This window comes from Deinococcus alpinitundrae (genome assembly GCF_009982895.1).
In the GTDB taxonomy this organism is placed as follows: domain Bacteria; phylum Deinococcota; class Deinococci; order Deinococcales; family Deinococcaceae; genus Deinococcus; species Deinococcus alpinitundrae.
This window is the reverse complement of record NZ_WXZL01000003.1, coordinates 1-18902: the sequence shown is the minus strand read 5'-3', so window position 1 is coordinate 18902 and position 18902 is coordinate 1. Positions and strand designations below refer to the sequence as shown.

20 protein-coding genes are annotated in these 18902 nt (G+C 65.3%); 7 read left to right on the top strand and 13 right to left on the bottom strand.

Annotation, left to right across the window (positions count from 1 at the left end; all coding sequences use genetic code 11):
• Positions 1-174: 174 nt before the first annotated feature.
• Positions 175-990, top strand: coding sequence for an AAC(3) family N-acetyltransferase (locus tag GUI70_RS03300; protein ID WP_161880884.1), 816 nt, complete (start codon positions 175-177; stop codon positions 988-990).
• A 47-nt stretch (positions 991-1037) separates the two neighbouring features.
• Here GUI70_RS03300 and GUI70_RS03295 read toward each other — a convergent pair whose 3' ends face one another.
• From GUI70_RS03295 to GUI70_RS03280, 4 genes are all read right to left on the bottom strand, one after another.
• Positions 1038-2498: a DHA2 family efflux MFS transporter permease subunit gene (locus GUI70_RS03295; protein WP_161880883.1), complete on the bottom strand. Its 1461-nt coding sequence runs from the start codon at positions 2496-2498 to the stop codon at positions 1038-1040.
• Positions 2499-2525: 27 nt separating this feature from the next.
• Positions 2526-2897 carry a VOC family protein gene (locus tag GUI70_RS03290; RefSeq protein WP_161880882.1) on the bottom strand — a complete coding sequence of 124 codons (372 nt, stop codon included), beginning with the start codon at positions 2895-2897 and terminating at the stop codon, positions 2526-2528.
• A gap of 178 nt (positions 2898-3075) precedes the next feature.
• Entirely contained in the window at positions 3076-3624 is a 549-nt protein-coding gene (locus tag GUI70_RS03285) for a DUF4287 domain-containing protein (protein ID WP_161880881.1), read from the bottom strand.
• Between the two features lie 73 nt (positions 3625-3697).
• Positions 3698-4252, bottom strand: a complete 555-nt coding sequence (locus tag GUI70_RS03280) for a dihydrofolate reductase family protein (protein WP_161880880.1) — start codon at positions 4250-4252, stop codon at positions 3698-3700.
• A gap of 182 nt (positions 4253-4434) precedes the next feature.
• Here GUI70_RS03280 and GUI70_RS03275 point away from each other — a divergent pair, with 182 nt between their 5' ends.
• A complete protein-coding gene (locus GUI70_RS03275; protein ID WP_161880879.1) occupies positions 4435-5115 on the top strand; it encodes a winged helix-turn-helix transcriptional regulator in 681 nt (226 codons plus the stop codon).
• Positions 5116-5736: 621 nt separating this feature from the next.
• On the opposite strand, the gene GUI70_RS03270 is transcribed toward GUI70_RS03275, so the two are convergent.
• Positions 5737-6801: a hypothetical protein gene (locus tag GUI70_RS03270; protein ID WP_368733628.1), complete on the bottom strand. Its 1065-nt coding sequence runs from the start codon at positions 6799-6801 to the stop codon at positions 5737-5739.
• A gap of 78 nt (positions 6802-6879) precedes the next feature.
• A complete protein-coding gene (locus GUI70_RS03265) occupies positions 6880-7491 on the bottom strand; it encodes an AfsR/SARP family transcriptional regulator (RefSeq protein ID WP_161880878.1) in 612 nt (203 codons plus the stop codon).
• A 411-nt stretch (positions 7492-7902) separates the two neighbouring features.
• Between GUI70_RS03265 and dgoD the strand changes: the two genes are divergently transcribed.
• The 3 genes from dgoD to GUI70_RS03250 all read left to right on the top strand — a co-directional run bounded on the left by dgoD (position 7903) and on the right by GUI70_RS03250 (position 10791).
• Complete coding sequence (gene dgoD, locus GUI70_RS03260) at positions 7903-9099, top strand: galactonate dehydratase (RefSeq protein WP_161880877.1); 1197 nt, start codon at positions 7903-7905, stop codon at positions 9097-9099.
• A 109-nt stretch (positions 9100-9208) separates the two neighbouring features.
• Positions 9209-10162: a 2-dehydro-3-deoxygalactonokinase gene (locus GUI70_RS03255; protein ID WP_161880876.1), complete on the top strand. Its 954-nt coding sequence runs from the start codon at positions 9209-9211 to the stop codon at positions 10160-10162.
• Positions 10159-10791 (top strand): bifunctional 4-hydroxy-2-oxoglutarate aldolase/2-dehydro-3-deoxy-phosphogluconate aldolase, encoded by a 633-nt coding sequence (locus GUI70_RS03250; protein WP_202630386.1) that lies wholly within the window; start codon positions 10159-10161, stop codon positions 10789-10791. Before GUI70_RS03255 ends, GUI70_RS03250 begins: the two co-directional genes overlap by 4 nt.
• Before the next feature lie 329 nt (positions 10792-11120).
• On the opposite strand, the gene GUI70_RS03245 is transcribed toward GUI70_RS03250, so the two are convergent.
• The 7 genes from GUI70_RS03245 to GUI70_RS03215 all read right to left on the bottom strand — a co-directional run bounded on the left by GUI70_RS03245 (position 11121) and on the right by GUI70_RS03215 (position 18273).
• On the bottom strand, positions 11121-11876 hold the full coding sequence (locus GUI70_RS03245) for an SDR family NAD(P)-dependent oxidoreductase (RefSeq protein WP_161880875.1): 756 nt from the start codon (positions 11874-11876) through the stop codon (positions 11121-11123).
• A 208-nt stretch (positions 11877-12084) separates the two neighbouring features.
• Positions 12085-12369: a hypothetical protein gene (locus GUI70_RS03240; protein ID WP_161880874.1), complete on the bottom strand. Its 285-nt coding sequence runs from the start codon at positions 12367-12369 to the stop codon at positions 12085-12087.
• Positions 12370-12606: 237 nt separating this feature from the next.
• On the bottom strand, positions 12607-12978 hold the full coding sequence (locus tag GUI70_RS03235; RefSeq protein WP_161880873.1) for a hypothetical protein: 372 nt from the start codon (positions 12976-12978) through the stop codon (positions 12607-12609).
• Positions 12979-13289: 311 nt separating this feature from the next.
• Complete coding sequence (locus tag GUI70_RS03230) at positions 13290-13724, bottom strand: hypothetical protein (RefSeq protein WP_161880872.1); 435 nt, start codon at positions 13722-13724, stop codon at positions 13290-13292.
• A 123-nt stretch (positions 13725-13847) separates the two neighbouring features.
• On the bottom strand, positions 13848-16976 hold the full coding sequence (locus tag GUI70_RS03225) for an ATP-binding protein (RefSeq protein WP_161880871.1): 3129 nt from the start codon (positions 16974-16976) through the stop codon (positions 13848-13850).
• A 67-nt stretch (positions 16977-17043) separates the two neighbouring features.
• Entirely contained in the window at positions 17044-17229 is a 186-nt protein-coding gene (locus GUI70_RS03220) for a hypothetical protein (protein WP_161880870.1), read from the bottom strand.
• A 213-nt stretch (positions 17230-17442) separates the two neighbouring features.
• Complete coding sequence (locus tag GUI70_RS03215) at positions 17443-18273, bottom strand: transposase (RefSeq protein ID WP_272952804.1); 831 nt, start codon at positions 18271-18273, stop codon at positions 17443-17445.
• Between the two features lie 96 nt (positions 18274-18369).
• On the opposite strand from GUI70_RS03215, the gene GUI70_RS03210 reads away from it, so the two are divergent.
• Positions 18370-18669, top strand: a complete 300-nt coding sequence (locus GUI70_RS03210) for a transposase (protein ID WP_161880869.1) — start codon at positions 18370-18372, stop codon at positions 18667-18669.
• Positions 18666-18902: IS3 family transposase (locus GUI70_RS03205; RefSeq protein WP_161880868.1), on the top strand; the 237-nt coding region annotated here is incomplete at its 3' end. The genes GUI70_RS03210 and GUI70_RS03205, both read left to right, overlap by 4 nt.

Genomic DNA, 18902 nt, shown 5'->3' with positions numbered 1-18902 from the left:
TGTCGGCGGCAGCTCAAGCTAAGCCATCTGGCCCATCCGATCCGCTTCGCCTGACGGTAGCGTCCTTGTGAAATACCAGAGGTTTTGACAACGTGCAGATGCAGCGCAAATCCAGGACGGGAGCTGGGGGAGGTCGTTCGCTTTCCCAGGTTCTGAACGGGTGAAGGACTGAACATGACAGAAGCAGAAGCTGTTGCCTTGGCGGACGCTCCGCGTACCCGCGCCAGCCTCGCCGCTGACCTCCGCGCGCTGGGCGTGCAGGCGGGGGACGTGCTGATGGTTCACAGCAGTCTGAGCCGGCTGGGCTGGGTGGCGGGCGGCCCGGTGGCCGTCATCCGGGCGCTTCAGGACGCCGTGACGCCAGCGGGAACATTGGTCATGCCCACCTTCACTCTGCACCTGAGTGATCCGGCAAACTGGCGCAACCCTCCCGTGCCACCGTTGTGGTGGGACACCATTCGCGCCGAGATGCCTGCCTTCGATCCGGCCGTGACGCCCACACGTGGTATGGGACGCATCGCCGAGTTGTTCCGGACCTGGCCGGACGTGAAGCGCAGCGACCATCCGCACAGTTCGTTCGCCGCATGGGGCAGGCACGCCGAGATCGTCACGGCAGACCACCCGCTGACCTTCTCGCTGGGAGAAGGCTCACCACTGGCCCGCGTCTATGACCTGGCTGGACGGGTGCTGCTGCTGGGCACAGAGAACAACACCAGTCTGCACCTCGCTGAGGTTCGGGCCGGGAAACAGTCTACTGTGGCGTTCAGCGGTCCTCTTCTGGTGGATGGGCAGCCGCAGTGGGTGACCTTCGATGAGTGCGACTACGACGAAAAGACCTTCCCGCCCGTGAAGGCCGCCTTCGAGCAAAGGGGCGGCGTGACGGTTGGGAAGGTCGGTTCGGCCACCGCGAAACTCATGTCTCAGCGGGCGTTGGTCGATTTTGCCGTGCAGTGGTGGCGCGCTGATTCCTCGACCGATTCGTTGCCCTGAGTGTCCACTCTGATGCCAAGACGCTGGCGGGTCGCTCAGGGCGGCAGTCAGTCGCCCGGCTGTCCCGCAGCCTCAAACGTCTCCGCCTGGGCAGGCTGCGGCGCGGCCCTCAGGAAGAAGGCCAGGACCACCGCGATCAGGGCGACCAGGCCTGCCACGCTGAACGCCAGGTGTAGTCCGCCCACCTGCGCCGCCACCGCCGGCGTGCCCGCCCCGCTGAGGGTGGCCGCCCGCCCGGCCATCAGGGCGATCAGCAGCGCCACGCCCGCCGCGCCTGCGACCTGCTGCATGGTATTCAGGATGGCGCTGCCGTGCGGGTAGAGCGGCGGCGGCAGGGCCGACAGCGCACTGGTGAACACAGGAGTAAACAGCAGTGCCAGTCCGGCACTGAGCGCGAGGTGCAGGGCCAGGAGTGCCCAGATCGGTGTTCCTGTATCGATCCGGCCCAGCGCCAGCAGCACGCCCGCCATCAGGAGGGTACCCGGCAAGGCCAGCGGGCGCGGCCCGACACGGTCGTAGGCCCGCCCGATGCCGGGAGCCAGCAGCCCCATCAGCAGGCCGCCGGGCAGCAGCAGCAGGCCCGTCTGGAGGGTGCTCAGGCCGCGCAGGTTCTGGAGGTACAGCGGCAGCAAAATCGCTCCGCCGAACAGCACGATCATGGTGATCACCATCAGGCCCACGCCCAGGGCAAACATCGGGAAGCGCAGGGCACGCAGATCCAGCAGCGGTCGGTCCTGCCGGGTGAGAACAACCTGCCGCCATACGAACAGGCCCAGGGCCACGGTCCCCACTCCCAGCGGCAGGTTCAGGGCCGGGTCACCCAGGCCTCCATGCGCTGTGCCGAACTGGCTCAGGGCATACACCAGCCCGCCGAAGCCCAGCGCCGAGAGCGGAACCGACAGCACGTCCAGTGGGGCGTCGCGGCGCTCGCCGACATTGGTCAGGGTCCGCAGGCCGTAGAGCAGCGCTGAGAGCGCGACCGGCAGCACGAAGATGAACATGGCCCGCCACGAGAACGCCTGAAGGATCAACCCTGAGATGGTCGGCCCCAGGGCAGGTGCGACCGAAATGACAATCGAGATGTTGCCCATCACAGCCCCGCGCCCGCGTTCCGGCACCAGCGTCAGCACGGTGGTCATCAGGAGCGGCAGCATGATCGCCGTGCCCGAGGCCTGCACGATCCGGGCCAGCAGCAGCGGCACGAAACTGGGTGACACCGCCGCCAGCAGCGTGCCCAGACTGAATAGGCCCATCGCCACCCCGAACACCACGCGGGTGCTCAGGCGCTGGAGCAGGAAGCCGGTCACAGGAATCACCACCGCCATCGTCAGCATGAAGGCAGTCGACAGCCACTGGGCACGGCCCGCCGTCACGTGCAGGTCGGTCATCAGGCGCGGCAGGGCCACGTTCATGATCGTCTCGTTGAGGATGACCACGAAGGTGGCGACCAGCAAAATCAGGATCACGGCGCGGTCACGGGCGGGCAGGACATCGGGTGCAGCAGGCATAGGCAGACCTCCGGGGTCAGTGAAAACTCAGGCGTCTTCGATGACGGAAAGGACGTTGCCGGAGGGGTCGGTGAACCAGGCGATGGTCGGCCCCTGCCCACGCATGACGCCGCTGGCGTCCAGATTCATGCCCTCGTAGTGCAGCATGTCCACACCGCGCCCGGCCAGGGCAGCTACCGCCGCGTCGACATCTTTCACCGGGAAGTTCAGGACGGTGTAGGTGGCGGGGCTGTGGTTGGGTTTCGGGTAGACCAGCACGGGCCTTCCCCCCGTGACGTGCAGGTGGAGCATGCCGTGCTCCTCGCTGACCTGAAGGCCCAGGACCTCTGCGTAGAAGACTTTGGCCGCTTTGATGTCGCGGACGGAAAAACCACTGAAGGCGGGAGCGTGCTCGAACATGGGACTCCTTGACTGCCGCAGACCGAAAATGAGTGGCGGTGGAACGGAAAAGAATGCGTGACGGTTGCTGGACGACTGGCCCACCGATCTGTTGAACCAGGCGCTGCTCCGCTTCCGGCAGGGTGCTGATGGCATGGCAGTGCCAGTAAGATTCGGAGCGAGGTTCACCCCAGTCAGCTCACCCTTCGTACGCCAGCTGCAGCCAGTTCAGCAGCTCAGCGTCGATCTGGGCCGCGTCGGTGATGCGGACACGGTGGGTGACCATGCTGTTCCAGTTCCCTGCCGCCTCGAATCGCCCGGTGGCGTCCACCCCCTTGCGCTTAAGGCCGAGGTCGAGGTGACCGGCCCCCGGCTGCACGATGGCGAACTTGCTGCGTTTCGGTCCACGAATAAAGCTCACGTAGCTGTCGGTGGGGGCGAGGTCCACATCGTCGCCGAAACCTTGCACAGCGGCCCACAGCGTGTCGTAGATGGGTTTCCAGCTGGCCTTCTTGCCGCTGAACACGGCCTCTACCTTCTCCAGTCGGGGTGTCTTGAAGTGGTCGGCCTTCAGGAGCGCAGCCGCTACCGCTGTGGCGTGGCCGTGGCCCAGTGCGAAATCCTCCTTGAGCCACCCGACGATCTCGCCGTGTTTGGTCAGCTTATTCTCGTCGGCCAGCGTGCGAAACTCGGCGACTGTTTTGCCGGTTTGGGCTTCGACGCTGTCCAGATACGCCTGAAATGACATGGCTTCTCCTTGGGTTCCCTTGAAAAGACGAGGCTGTCCGGCGACCTGATCGTCGGCAGGACGACCTGTGCCATCAATGCTGTTGAGCCGTATCGGGGAGCTGGTATTGAAGCAGCACCACGCCGGAGGCAAAGGCACGTGAGGCGGTCAAGGTCAGTGGCGGCCCCGCCTGGTCTCCGAAGAAGCGTTTGCCCTGGCCCAGCACGACCGGATAGACGAGCAGATTCAGTCCATTGACCAGTCCATTGACCAGCAGGAACCGGGACAGTTCGCCGCTGCCGTACACCAGGATGTCTGCGCTGTACTGGTCTTTGAGGGCCTGCACCGCCTGCGCGACGTTTTCCCGGATGATGGTCGAGTTGTTCCAGGTGGCTTCTGCCAGGGTGGTCGAGACGACATACTTGGGAAGGCTGTTTATCAGCGCGGCCCCGGGGTCCTCGTCCCCTCTGGCGGGCCAGGCCGCCGCCATGCCGTCGTAGGTCACCCGGCCCTGGAGCAGGGCCCCGGTCGTCGCCGTCTCCGATGCTTTGAACGCCGCGATCTCGTCGTTCCAGTAGGGCGCGGTCCAGGCAGGGGTGTCCATGACACCGTCGAGCGAGAGAAATTCCGAGACGATCAGTCGGCCCATGTGGGTGCTCCTGTGCCAGATTGGCGGGAAAGGGTGAGAAAAGTCGAGCACTGCAGCGGGTCAAAACAGGAGCTGACTCTCTCAGAGATCGTAATTCTTCCTCCTATTTAGTTTAGAGCATAACGGTAGGAAATTGCAACCACTCCGTCAGTTTTCCAGATTGAACCGGGTACACTCTGGAGATGGCTTCAAGAAAGGGGGAAAAGCGTTCCTATCAGGACGGCTGTGCAGCCGCCCACGCCCTGGACCTGATCGGGGAGCGCTGGGCCCTGCTGGTCGTGCGCGAGTTGCTGCTCGGGCCACGCCGCTTCACGGACCTGAAAACCAGCCTGCCCGGTATCAGCGCCACGGTGCTGGCCCAGCGCCTGAGCGATCTGGAAGGGACCGGCGTGTTGACATGCCAACCGCTCCCTGCGCCCGCCGCTGGCTGGATGTATGCTCTGACACCCTGGGGACATGAGCTGGAACCCGTTTTGCAACAGCTGGGCCGCTGGGGAGCGCAGTCGCCGCACAAGGCGCCTGCGCCAATCAGCCTCGCTACCCTGATCACCGCGCAAAAGACCATGTTCAGCGCCCAGGCCGCCACCGGCATCGCGGGCGCAGTGGCCCTGCAGGTCGGGCGCGAACGCTTCACGGCCAGGATCGAGAGCGGCACGCTGGACATCACACCCGGCGGCGGGGCGGCAGACGCGACCCTGAGCGGCGACGTGGCCACCCTCGGCAGGGTGCTCTTGGGGGACCAGTCCATCGGAGAAGCCGAGGCGGCGGGTCTCCTGAGCGTGCTGGGCGACCGTGCGCTCGCTCAGCGCTACGCGACCCTATTTCCACTGCCGACGCCGGTGGCCTCGCCTGAGCGCCGGTAAGAGCGCATTTGTCCGGAGAGATGATGGGGCCAAAATGACGCTCCGTTAGTCTTCTTCCTGAATGCGCGTTTTCGCGCCCACTGATTCTTGGACAGAACGGAACCCGTCTGGGAGGAGCGGAGTCCGTATCATGCCGCGTCTGCACGCCTGCTTCTTACCTCATCTTGTCCACTGAAGTTGCACCTTTTCGGGCTGGGTACGGGTCCAAGGTGAGAGATCAGGGCAAGACGCGAAAGGTGGGTGTGGGATCGCTCAGCTCTGCACTGCCTCATAACCGAAGGTACCGTTGGCACTCCCTGCGGTACTCGTCGGACTGCGGGTATACGAGGCGTACAGGTTGCTCTGCCAGGGCTGGCGCTGCCCGGACACCGATGCTTGGGTGGTGAGCGTCGATTCGGTATCTGGAGGCGTGGTCAGGGTGGCTCCAACGCCGAAACGCAGCCCTCCACCTGTTTGCTGAGACTGGCGGCATACACCGACGTGCGCTTGGCAGGCACCAGTGCGGCACCCGCTCCAGCATTGAGGTTGCCGGGCAGGGCCACATGCGCGCCCATGCCCACTGAGACGTCTTGTACGGTGTAGGTGGCGGTGCGTAAGCCGCCACCTACACCGTGGCGTAACTCAGGGCGGCGCTGGCGCACCGGCAGCGGCACCCCCTGGCGGGCCGCCTGCGCCATCATGTCGTGCACGAACCCCACCCCGCTCATGGTCTGGGCGGCCTCCAGTTCGGCCCAGGGTTGGACCAGGTCGAGGGGATGAGGGGCCATCACCTGCGCGGCGAGTTGCGCGTCGAACTCTGACCCGGCCACGGCGGCCACGCGGGCCAGGCGCAGCGCCGGGGCCGAAACACGTTCCAGACGGCGGCGCAGCAGCGCTTCGAGTTGTGGCGGCAACGGCAGCGTCTTGAGTTCTTTCTGCTGCGCCGTGGTTCCGCCGGTGTCCATCAGACTGCGCAGCGTTTCCAGCACGAACAGTGGATTTCCGCCGGTGTGCCGCCACAGGGCTCCGACCACGGCCCGCCCCGCCGCCGGGTCTTGTTTCCGGTGCTCCAGAAAGGCGTCGGTCAGGTTCTCGACTCCGGCTTCGTCCAGCGGACGCAGATCGATGCTGACTGCCGCCGAGCCTTCCACCAGCCGCTTGATGGTTTCCAGCCGTGCCAGCGAGAGTTCGCCCTGCCGGAAGGTGAGGCCCACCTGCACGCCCAGCGCCCGCCATTCGGGCTGCGAGAAGATGAACATCCAGGCTTCCCAGCTCCGCTCGTCGGTCCACTGGTCGTCGTCGAACAGCAAGCTGCCCGCACCGCCGCCCGGCAGGCCCAGCGCCAGCGGCCGCAGAGAGGTGACGAGCCGGGTCATCGCTTCCAGAAACCGGCGTTGCGCGGCTGCCGAACTGAGTGGCCCCGGTCCCGGTTCCTCGGGCCAGACGTCCGGCAGCAGGTGTGCGACCTGGGCACGCACCCAGCCTTCCAGCGGCTCGGGCGCGAGGGACGGGTCGAGCAGCGCCGCGTCCTGGTGGGCTTTCAGGAGTCTGCGGGCCATCCGCCCCAGCGCCAGGTAGGGCACGGCCTCGTCGTTCGGGCGCGACTCCAGGCACAGCACCGCGCCGCGCGCGCAGCACCTCCAGCAGCAGCCGCGTTTTGCCCATGCCGGGCGGACCACTGACGATGACAGTCTGCCCGGCATTCAGCGCCGCGTTCAGCCGTCCCCATTCGGCGTCGCGGCCCGTCAGCGGAGGCTGCCAGGCTGCCGGTGCCGTGGGTCGGCCCTACGCTTCGCCTGCACCTCCGGCCCGCCCGATCCGGTCGGCCAGCGCCAGGGTTTCCGGCATGGGCGATACCCCCAGCTGCTCTCTCAGAACCTCGCGGCACTCGCGGAAAGCGGTGAGTGCCGCCGCACGGTCGCCCCCGCCCGCATGAAGGGTCATGATCAAGCGGTAGACCGGCTCGGACAGCGGGTCGAGTTCGAGCCGGCGCGCCGCGTGCCGCAGGGCACTGCCCAGCTCTCCAGCGTCCTGATCGGCCCGGCAGCGTCGCCACAGCGCGTCGCGGCGAAGAGACCAGTACCGTTCACGCTCAAAAAGCAGCCATTCTTCGAAGGCCGGGCAGTCGCTGAACTCTTTTCCGGCCAGCAGTTCGCCTGCCCAGGCCGGTCGCTCCAGATCGTGGCCCTCGAGTGCCGCGAGATTGGACTGCGTCACATCGACCTGCACCTGACCGGAGAGTGTCAGCAGTCGCTCACCCACCACCAGGTCTGGCCCGTAGGAACGCAGTCGCCAGAGCACCTGACGCAAGTTGGTGCGCGCCGACCGGTCCGGTACATCGGGCCACAGCAGGCCCGCCACTCGCTCCCGCGTCGCCTTGGCGCTCCAGGCACACATACGCCAGAACGCCTGCCATCTTGCGCTCCAGAAGTCGGACCTGGCCTGCCACCACCAGCGACGGAGCGCCCAGAAGATTCAGGTCACGGTTGAAGAGCGGGAGGACACAGCCTCACTATAGGAAACCTGCCGCTCAAGCGGTTGCTTTGGCCCTCAGCCTGCCGTGACACCGGTCGAGGCACCACGATCCCCTGGCTGCTGGACGCCATGCGGCCCATCACCGAGATCACCCGCGTCGGACGGTTTTATACTGTGTCCGTCGAGGGCGGTCTGGAACCCAGTCTGCGGGGTCATGCGAAGCTGCAAGAGGCTATCGTATCGGATGTCGGGAGCGCAGCAGGCCATGCTCGGGCAGGTTCAGCCGTTCGAGGCCAGCATCTGCCAGGCCCTCCACCGACAGGGAGAAGCCAGATGACCCACACTTTGCCTGCCAGCTCCGCTCCGGCCCCCCGGTCCGCCGACCGCATCCGCTCACTGGAGCTGTTCACGGTGCCGCCGAGGTGGCTGTTTCTCAAAATCACCACCGAGCAGGGCGTGGAGGGCTGGGGCGAACCGATCGTCGAGGGCCGCGCCGCCACCGTCAAGGCCGCCGTGGAAGAACTCGCCGAGTACCTGATCGGCAAGGACCCCAGCCGCATCGAGGACCTCTGGCAGACCTTATACCGGGGTGGTTTCTACCGGGGCGGCCCTATCCTGACGAGCGCCATCAGCGGCATCGAGATGGCCCTCTGGGATATCCGGGGCAAGACCCTGAACGTGCCGGTGCATGATCTGCTCGGCGGCGCGGTGCGCGACACCATGCGCGTCTATTCCTGGGTGGGTGGCGACTCGCCCAGAGACGTGGCGCAGGAGGCCCTCGCCAGCGTCGGGCGGGGCTTCACGGCCCTCAAGATGAACGGCTGCGAACGGATGGAATGGATCGATTCACCCGCCAAAGTCGCCGCCGCCGTCAACACCATCGCTGCCGTGCGCGAGGCGGTGGAGCCATCAGTGATGATCGGGGTGGACTTCCACGGACGGGTTCACCGGGGTATGGCCAAGGTGCTGGCTCGTGAACTGGACCCATTCAAGCTGATGTTCATCGAGGAACCCGTGCTCTCTGAGAACATCGAGGCGCTGCGCGACATCGTGCAGCACACCAGCACCCCGATTGCGCTGGGCGAGCGGCTCTACACCCGCTGGGATTTCAAGCAGGTCTTCAAGGACGGCTACGTGGACATCGTGCAGCCCGACACGGCGCACGCGGGCGGCATTCTGGAAACGCGCAAGATCGCGGCGATGGCCGAAGCCCACGATGTCGCGCTGGCGATTCACTGCCCGCTGGGGCCGATTGCGCTGGCGGCCAGCTTGCAGGTCGATTTCTGCACACCGAACGCCTTTATTCAGGAGCAGAGTCTGGGCATTCACTACAACCAGGGCAGCGATCTGCTGGAATACCTGAGCGACCCGGCAGTCTTCGAGTATCAAGCGGGCTTCGTGCAGCGTCTGACCGGGCCGGGGCTGGGGATCCAGATTGACGAGAACAAGGTGCGCGAGGCGGCCAAGATCGGGCATAACTGGAAGAATCCTGTCTGGCGCTACGACGACGGTAGCGTGGCCGAGTGGTGAAGGCATGCTCGTACCGAGATTTGGAGCGCACGCGGCCACACTGCTGAGTGTCATCCCGAGCGTCCATCTGCATGGCCCGGCGGTTGACGCCTTTTGAAAGGGGAGAGGAATGATGATCGCGTTTCTGGACGGCGGCACCACGCAAACCCGCTTGAGAATCTGGGACGGCCAGGTCGTCAGGCTGGATACCGCCGTGCCCATCGGTGCCCGGACCGGCGCGATTGAAGGAAGTGGGCAGGCCCTGCAAGAAGCTGTGCGGGAGCTGATCGCCACGGCGAGGCAATTCTGCCCACTTGACGCGGTGGTGGCCTGCGGAATGCTCACCAGTCCCACCGGCCTGACCGAGGTGCCGCACCTTCTGGCTCCAGTCAGCACCGAACGGCTCGCCCGCAGCCTGGTGTCCCGCGAGATCGAGGGTTGCGGCCCCGTCCTGTTTATTCCAGGCATTCGCACACAGGACATGGACGTGATGCGCGGCGAGGAAACCGAGGTCACCGGCCTGCGGCAAAGGCTGGGCCTGCGCGGGCCGGTCAACTTCCTGCACTTCGGCTCGCACGACAAGCTGATTCAGACGGACGACGGCGGCATTCAGGGATCGCTGACCAACCTCAACGGCGAACTGCTGAGCGCCATGACCGGGGAGACCATTCTGAAATCGAGCACACAAGACCCGTCAGCGCTGCTGGACGTGGACTTCTCCTGGTGGCGGCAGGGACTGGAGGCGGCCCGTCAGCATGGGCTCTCCCGCGCGGCCTTTCTGGTGAGAATCGGTGGGCTGCTGCGCGGCGCGGCACCGGGCCAGGGCACGTCCTGGCTGCTCGGGGCGCTGGCCGAGGGCAACTGGCGCTGGATCGAGCAGGCAGGGCCGGAGCGCCTGACTGTGCTGTACGGGCGCTCAACCGTCACGCGGCCCTTTGCCGCTTATCTGGCCGAGCGGGGTTTCCCGGTGCAGATCGCGTCCGAGACGGATTCGGCGCTGGCTGCCGTCGCGGGAGCGGCCCATCTGTACGACCTGTGGCGCGACCTGGCCGGGCACAGGCCGTCCATGCCGGTGCAGCCATGACCCGCCCTGACCTGGTAGCGCTCATCGAGCGCCACCGCCTGATCGCCATCCTGCGGGGCGTACCAGTGCAGCACGCCCCCACCCTGGCCCGCCAGCTCCACGCGGCGGGCATCCGGCTGCTGGAGGTCGCCTTCAGCGACGAGCACGGTGAACCGGGCTTGCGGGCCATTCGGACGCTGAACCTGCCGGGCCTGCACCTGGGAGCGGGCACGGTGACGACGCTGGAACGGGCCGATGCCGCGCGGCGAGCTGGAGCCAGTTTCGTCCTCACGCCCCACCTGGTGCCGCAGGTGAATGCCTACGCCGCCGAGCACAACCTGGGCCTGATCAGCGGCGCCATGACACCCACCGAGATCATGCAGGCGCGTGAGCAGGGCAGCCAGGTAGTCAAGCTCTTTCCGGCGGGCGATCTGGGGCCAGGCTATGTGAAAAGCCTGCTGGGGCCGTATCCAGACCTGAAGCTGCTGGTGGTCGGCAGCCTGGACGCTTCGAACCTTCCGGCCTTCATGCAGGCAGGCGCGGTGGGGGCGGGGATCGGCGGCTCGCTGACGCGCACGGACTGGCAGGCACCGGATTGGGCCGCGTTGGACCTGCGCGCGAGAGAGCTTATTGCGCTGGTTACGCTGTGACACACCGCCGCGACATTGCAGTGTGAAAGCTCAGCGACGCAAACCCAGTTGAGATCATGTGGTGGGCAGCACCCGTATGGGACGACTCCCCTACTGCGGAGCCACTTTGGTCGGATTTCACCAGCTTCCGCAAAGTGCTTCAAGTCAGAGTCTGTATGAAAGGATGACTGTTACTTGGACCAAGCTTGCGCTTGCAACGTATCTGGGGCTATTTTCCCCGCGCCCAATTCACTTTTTCCATATACGGATCCTGCTAGTTGACCTCGGCATGGACCAGCAACCTTAGAAGTGACCGTAGGCGGCTCTAGACCCGTTGGCAGAACTTCCTTTTACCGAACATACGACGCGCCGTTGATATCCAAGGTCGCGCCCGTCATATGCGGTACCGCTCCTGAAGCCAGGAAGACAACCGTGTTGGCGACATCCTCTGGTGGTGCGGCCTGACCCATGGGTAATTCCCGGCGCAACTGCTCTGCATGCTCCACCAGATATGCCTCTGCCATCTCGGTGATGACCCAGCCGGGTGCGACCGAATATGCCAGGACACCCTGGCCAGCAAAGCCGCGCGCAATCGATTTGGTCAGGGTGATGACTGCTCCTTTGGAAGCGGCGTAATGCATTGCGTCGGGGTTATCGCCCCGAAAGGCTGCCCGACTGGCAATATTGATGATGATTCCGCCGCCGTGCTCACCGTAGTGCAGGAGGGCAGCGCGGCAGCTCTCTGCAACGCTGAGCAAGTTGACCTGCAGGGTTTCAGCCCAAACGTCAGACCATTTGTCTAGCGGCACGTCGATGGTCAGTGAAGGCGCGATCCCGGCGTTATTCACCAGGACATCCACCCGACCTTTCCAGGCCACAGCTTCCTGGAACAGGCGGGTCGCCTCACCCGCACGGGCCAGGTCTCCCTGCACAGGATGCACCCGGTTCAGGCCGAAGGTGTCCAGCAACGACTCAGCGCCCTGACCGGTGCGTCCGAAATGGGCCACCACCGATGCGCCCGCTTCGAGCAGGCTCCTTGTCGTTACCGCTCCAATACCACGGGACGCGCCCGTCACGAACACCACTTTGCCAGCCAATGTTGTCATCCTTACCAGTGAAGCATGGCTGGGCCGTGTTCGCACTCAACTGGTCTCGATCGATCCACGGGGAAACGAAACCTCTTGCAAGAATAAAGATGGGACCAGAATTTATGCCCTTGCAAGTCACCTGACCCCGAGCGCCTCAAAGCAACACAATCTTGAAAACAGGTGTGCTCTGGGGCCACTCCTCTCATTTAAAGAAACGTCCTGTTCGCTACCGCCTCCGGACTAGCCACCACCCAGCGAGCAGTGCCAGGAGTAGCGGCGGCAACAGCCCCAGAGCCAGAATCTGCGAGATCACCCGTTCGTCGGGGTTCCGCCCGCTGTGCATGTAGGTGAGGGCCAGCCACCCGGCGAGGGCCGCGCCCCCAAACAGCAGTGCGCCGAATAGGGGACGGGCCCAGGGCAGCGCCCGCCCGATCAGCAGGCCGAGCAGAAACAGCACCACGGCAATCAGAACGCCGACTCCAGCCTCGAACAGCGCCAGGATGATTACCATCCTGGCGTTTCTGGCGCACCCGTCAGCGTGTGGCCGCAGCTCACGCAGTAGCGGGCCTGTGGAGAGGTGATGGCGCAGGTGCAGGCGGGGCACTGCGTCACGTAAAGGACGCCGTCGTTTGGACAGTGCCGCTCCCGGGAGGCGCAGGGCACCGTGCGGTAGCACTTCGGGCACAGAGCGAAGGCCAGCTCCCGGTCCGGCGGATTCTCGGAAGAAGAGTGGGGTGAGCGGCGCATATCAGCGCTGGGCCAGTTCCACGCCCGTTTGGACCGAGCCGCAGGCCGTCCAGATGCCGCGCAGCGTCTTGCTGCCTTCCAGCGCATACATGCTGACCCCGTAGAAGTCGTCCTCCTCGGAGGTGTAGCCCGCCGCCAGATACCCGTTCTTGTACAGGCCAGTACCGATGTAGGTTTCACCCACGTTCCAGTTCATGGTGTAAAGGTCCGGGCCGACTTTCTTGATAATGAGTCGTCCCCGGTACAGGGTGCCGTCGGGGTTGGTGCCCGTGACCGTATAGGTACCCGACAGGTCGACGGCGAGGGCGGTACTCAAGCTAAAGGCAGCCACGAGGGCGGCGCGGGTCAGGGCAGGGCGAGTGATTAGGCGCATAGAAAGACTCCAGGGGGCAGGGACAGCGCGGCACTCCAGCCTCCGGGAGAGGCCAGGCTCGGCAGACGCGCGTCCCGTGGGGAGGAAGGGAAGGCCCACCTGTCTCCCGCATGACAGGTGATCCGGATTCCGGTTCAACAGGTTTTGCCAATGTGCAAATCAAGCGAATTTACAAAGCGGTGCAACCAAGCGAGGAGGAAATAGGGTTTCTGAAAAAGGCGCTTCCCTGTCGGTCCTTCTAAGCTTCAACTTGCGCTTCAACAAAGGAGTAAAGAAAAACCTAAGGGCAAAAGGGCGCTTTTGCGCAGTGCTCAGCGCACGTCAAAGCCGATGCTGGCCGTAGGGTGGGCAGGCACTTTCGCGCCCGGCGCAGGGGCCACGTAGAGGTCAGCGCGGTAATGCCCCTTCGGCCAGCCCGCCGTGGGCCTGGAGAGCGAGAACGTCAGGGTGTTGTGGAGAACGCGCCCACTGGTCACGGGCAGGCTCAATTTCATGCGGTCAATCTCCGTGTTGGGCGGCACGTCGGCAGCTACGGATTCGGCGATCCACACCACCTGGGCCGCTGCGCCCTTGGTGCCGTTCACATCGGCGAGCACGTACACCATGGGCGTGTCGGTCCGCAGCACCTTGGTGGCGGCTCCGCCGGGCGCGGTGGTCAAGCGCAGGTTATTCACGCCAGGCGCTCCGGCAAGGGCGGCAGAGAGCATCAGCAGGGCGGGCAGGGTCAGGGTTAGGATCAGTCGCATAGTCAGTCTCCTTGTCGGGGCGAGCGTTCCTCGCCTGAAAGGAGTGTGCTACCCACCTGCTTGCGGCCCGATGGTGGGAAACGGGGCGAAGGAAACGAGGTGGCCGTTTCCCCTTCGTTCCCCCTACCCTTCTTCCGCCAGAAACTCGGCCCAGCCTTCGGGGAGTTCCTCGTCCACTTCACGCAGGCGCTCCCTGGCCTGCCGGTACACGGCGAGCGCGCCCTTGCGGTTGCCCGCTGCACGCAAGGCCCGCAGCGTGACGGCCAGGGCGGTGCGGCTGTACGGCTCAGCTTCCAGCAGCAGGCGGCCAACCCGGGCAGCGGCGCGGGGATCTGCGTTCAGGCCCGCTTCCACGGCGTTTTGAAGCGCGTCCATCAGTAGGCCGCGTGCTGCCTCGTCCTGGCCGCCGCCCAGATCCTGCAGGTACGCACCGCGCCACAGGCTGCCGTCGCCCGTCTCCAGAAAATCCAGGGCGTCCAGGCGGGCAGGGCCGAGCGCGTAGCCGTCTTCAGTGGTCTGGACGGCGGCCGGGCCGAGCATGCGGCGCAGGTGGTAGACGAGTTGCTGTACCCGCGCGGGCGTCTCCAGATCGTCCTCGCCGGGAAACAACGTCTGTGCGAGGTCCAGCGAGGACACGCTGGCATGGCCGCCCAGCCGGGCCTCCACCAGCCGGGCCAACAGTTCGCGGCGCTTGGCTCCGCCCAGGCGCACGTTCTCGCCGCCCACCGTGAGGCGCAGAGGACCGAGGATGTCGATACGGAACTCAGGTGTGGCAGGCGCAAGCGGCGGCTCCGGGTGCCCCAGTGTGGGAAAGAGGCGGCGGGCCACATTGGCGGCGTGGACGTGCCCGGCGGCTTCCAGGCGGGCCAGCCGGGTGCGTGCGCTGGACTCGTCGCCCAGAAGCGCGTCGAGGTCGAGGCCGCAGCGGTCCGCCTGCAAGGGGCCTTCCTGCTCACCGATCAGGGCCTCGGCAGACTGCAGCGCCGCTTGCGCCTCTTCTCGCTTCCCCAGCCGTGCGAGCGCCAGACCCTGGACCCACTGCCGCTGCCCCTGATTGGCGTCCGGCACCGGGAGCTCGTCCAGCAGGGTCAGGGCCGCCTGGGCATCGCCCACTCGCGCCTCAGCCAGCGCGGCGAGCCACAGGGCCTCTCCCCGCATGAGTTCGCCGCCCGGACGACGGGCCTGTTGCAGGATCGAGTGGGCCTGGCGCAAGGCACGTTCGGGACCGTGGGGGCGGGCGGTTTCGAGGGCGAACAGCACCAGGCCCCGCACACTGGTGCTCGCCAGAAAGAGCCGGTCTCCCCGGCGCTCCAGTTCGCGCTGTGAGCGCAGCAGCAAATCCTCGGCCTCGTCGTAGCGCCCCAGATGTAGCAGGGTCAGGCCCAACGAGCCCTCCTGCCGGGCCACCCGCCGCCCGTCGCCCAGCCGCTCCAGCAGGGCCAGCGACGCGCGGTTGTAACTCAGGGCCTCGGGGTAGCGCCCTGCCACCGAGTGCAGATAAGCCGTCTGCGAGGAGGCCAGTTCACGCAAACGGGTCAGGGTCTGCGGTTCGTCCGGCGTGTCCTCACCCAGTACTGTCATTGCCTGCTCCAGCCGCCGCAGGGCCTCTACGGGATCACCCCGGAAAAAAGCCACCCCCACACTGGCCAGCAGTAGGTCAGCTTGTTCGGACACGCCAAGGTCCTGGTGCGCCAGCCGCTCAGACACCAGGGCCTCAGCCTCGTCCAGCCGCCCAAGCCGCATCAGGGAGTCGGCGACGCCGTACACGTCGGCGGGGCTGGCCTGGGCGTGCACTTCAGGATGAGCGTCCCACAGGGCCAGCGCGCCCGCCGCGTCTTGCCGGGTCACACGCAGGGTGATGAGGGCAAGGTGCCAGCGGTCCGCCACACGGGCCCTCCACGTTTCGGGGAGGGCGCGCAGGGTGGCCTCCGCCTCCGTCTCACGGCCCAGTTGCCAGGCGAGTTCGGCGCGCAACAGGGCCGCCTCCGCGCGCAGGTTATCGGGCGCACGGAAGTCCTCGAAGACGGCGCGGGCCTGCTCCTCGGCCCGCACAGGGTCATGAGGCCGCCACGCACGGGCGGTGTGCAGAGCCGCGTCAGCCCATTCGCCGGCGGGCAAGAAAGGCAGCCTTGCGGTCCACCAGTGCGCCGCCTCGCGTTCGGCCCCGGCGGCCTGGGCTTTCTCGGCGGCCCGGAGCAGCAGGGCCGCCGCTGCCTCGGGGAGCAACGCCGCGTCCACTACGAAGGCGGCGGCCTCGCGAGGCTGCTCCCGGAGCGTTTCGATTGCTCGCTGGGCCACCCCGTGCCGTTCGTGGGCGGTCAGGTCACGCCGCGTGACCTCAGCGAAGAGAAGCTGGGCAAAGCCTGCGCAAACCAGCACGCCGCTCGCCTCCAGCCGCGCGCGGACGTGTCCGAAGGTGGCAGGAGGCAGGCCGCTGAGGGCCGCCCACAGCCCTGGCCGCATGCACTGGTCCGGCGTGAGCAGACTTCCCGCGGCCAGGACCGCGCGCCCCTCATCGCCCTCGGACTGGAGGCGCCGGAAGATGAGCGCCTCTACCGTGTCGGGCATAACCTCGCCTGCTGGCGCGCGCCAATGCCAGGTACGCCCGTCGCTCCACAGCCAGCCGCCCCGTGTCAGAAAGCGCAGGTACTCCTTCAGAAAGAGGGGATTGCCGCCCGCGCGGGCGAGCACCCAGCGCGCGGCATCTTCCGGCAACGCTGCGCCCGCCTCGGCTTCCAGCAGGGCCAGCGCCTTCCCTGGCGGGAGTTCTTCCAGGTGCCAGGGCGCAAAGCCTTCCGGAACCGGTGTGCGCGACGTAACGAGAAGGCCCACGCCCTTCGAGCGGCCCAGTGTGCTCGCCACCTGTATCCAGAAGGCCCGGCGCTCCGGCCCCGCTTCATGCAGGTCCTCCACGAGCAGCGCCACGGGAGCAAGGGTGCCCAGTCCCGCCGCAAATGCGTCCGCCAGGGCTGGAGCAGACACCGTTTCCCCTACCCCTGTCCGCTCGATCACCCGGCGCACCCAGGTGGGAAGTTCGCTGCCGTCGAGCAGCCGGACCAAGGCCGCGTCCGGGGCCGACGCCTGCACAGTCTGGGTGCGGCACCCGAGTTCGGTCAGCACCTGCCGCGCGAGGTGTGATTTCCCCACCCCAGCGTCGCCCCACACCATCTGGGGAGACACCACCCGCCGTGAGAGCACGGGCCGCAAGTGGGCCAGGAGCTGAGAGCGCAGAGAGGAGGCAGGGTACGTCATGGGGAGGGCGAAGATAGGGTCAGCATGGTTGTGTCAGATTAACCGGTGGGGTGGGGGCCTTGACTGATCACAAGCCCCACCACTCCCGGTGTTCAATAACAATGATCCAGCCCGCCGTCTGGCTGCCGCACCGTTCCCGCTCAGTGACCGGGATGTACAGCAACTGCGAAGAGTTGAGGTTGGCTACGGTGCCATTCGCGAGTGAAACATGAAATTTTTGCCGTTTATCGCTGACGAACTGCGTCAGCGGCAATCATTGACCACGTTTGCAACGCTCGTTTTTGGTTGTTTCTCCTGGGTAAGGCAGAAACGCTGGTGCGAGTGTAATAGTGAAGGCAGCCGATTCTGGCGTGTAGGTCGAAGGATTTTTGCGCTCGTTTCCGCTGCTTAAACCCTTGTTGTCGCTCCTGATCCTTATAGATCGCTGGGACTGCCCGATGCTGTTATTGAACTGAGATATTGCGGTTTATAGTTCCATACGAAGAAGAGCGTCCTGAACGGCATTTAGCGTATTCATTTCCAGAGAGAGTTCCGCGAGGCGCACCTCGGCAAGGAATTTTTGTCGAACGTCTCGTGCCAATTTGCCCCAGTCCGGCCAGGCTGGATCGCCCGGATCCGGGCGATCCAAGAACTCGAAGTGGCACAACAAGAAGCTGAGGATACTCAAGCAGAGGAAGCGCAGCACGCCGCGTTTACTGTGTTGGCCGAACATCCCAAAGCCAAAGCGACTCTTGAGGGTTTTGAAGAGGGCCTCGATTTTCCAGCGACGTTTCCCGGTGCGCTTGATCACTTGAGCGGTGCGCGGCACGGTCGAGACGATGAAGCGCCGTTCCTGGGCGTCACCTTTTTTGGCCGGCAGCCACACCCACGTCACCCACAGTGAGACCCCAGGAAGATCGTGCAGTTCGATCTTCCGGCCGGATGTCGTGATGTCTCGCAAGTGTTGCCCGGTGGAGGTTTTTCGATCTGCACGCATCCCAATGAATCCCGTAAACTTCAGGGCGATGACGCCCTGGATGAACTCTTTGCTACTGAATCCTCCAGCGGCCAGCAAATGAATCGTCTTGGTGCTGTTGCGGACTTCCGAGGGAAGTCCGCGCAGGAGCTTCAAGGCCAGTTGAGTGGGCGAGGGTTGTCCCTTGCCCCGCCAGATCAGGAAGGACCACGGCAGGCGCAGCTCTCCGCAGCACAGGTAGAGCAGCACAACGTGGATGCCATGCACCGAATTCAAGGTATGCATCCAGTCTCCCAACCCTTCGAAGCGACCTTCCTTCGCGATCGAGGTGAGATCAACAATGAGTTCAAGCTGGAATGAACCCCCTCGAGCGGACCAACGGCCAAGCCACTTCGCCCAGACCAGCCGCTAGGCTGCTCACAGCGCGAAGGAGCCTCAATGCCAGGACGCAATCACAGCCGTGAATTCAAGTTTCAGGTGGTCAATCAAGTCAATTCCGGTCAGCAAACAACCGCTCAGCTCAGTCGGGAACATGGGTTGGTGCCCAGTCTGATCCACCGTTGGCGTAAAGAGGTCGAGGCGCGTGGAGAAGCCGCCTTTACCGACGGCGCGACCACGGATCGCAGCACTGAGCTACGGATTGCTGAGCTGGAGCGCTACTGCGGCCAGCTTGCCCTGGAAAATACCATCTTGAAAAAATCGCTGGCGACGTACCGCTTGAACAAAGGCACCAAATGATCTCGGATGCGCGAAACGCGCATCCCACGGTGTCGGTGCGTCGCCTGTGTGAGCTGCATGCGGTCAGTCGCTCGTGGTATCTCCGTCAGCAAAACCGCGAAATCGTTGACCAGGACCAACTGCTAGCTGCTGATATTGAGGCCGTCGTGCTGAAGTGGAGCGGCTACGGGTATCGGCGGGTCACCCGCGAACTGGCACGCAGAGGGCAGGGCGTCAATCACAAACGCGTCCTG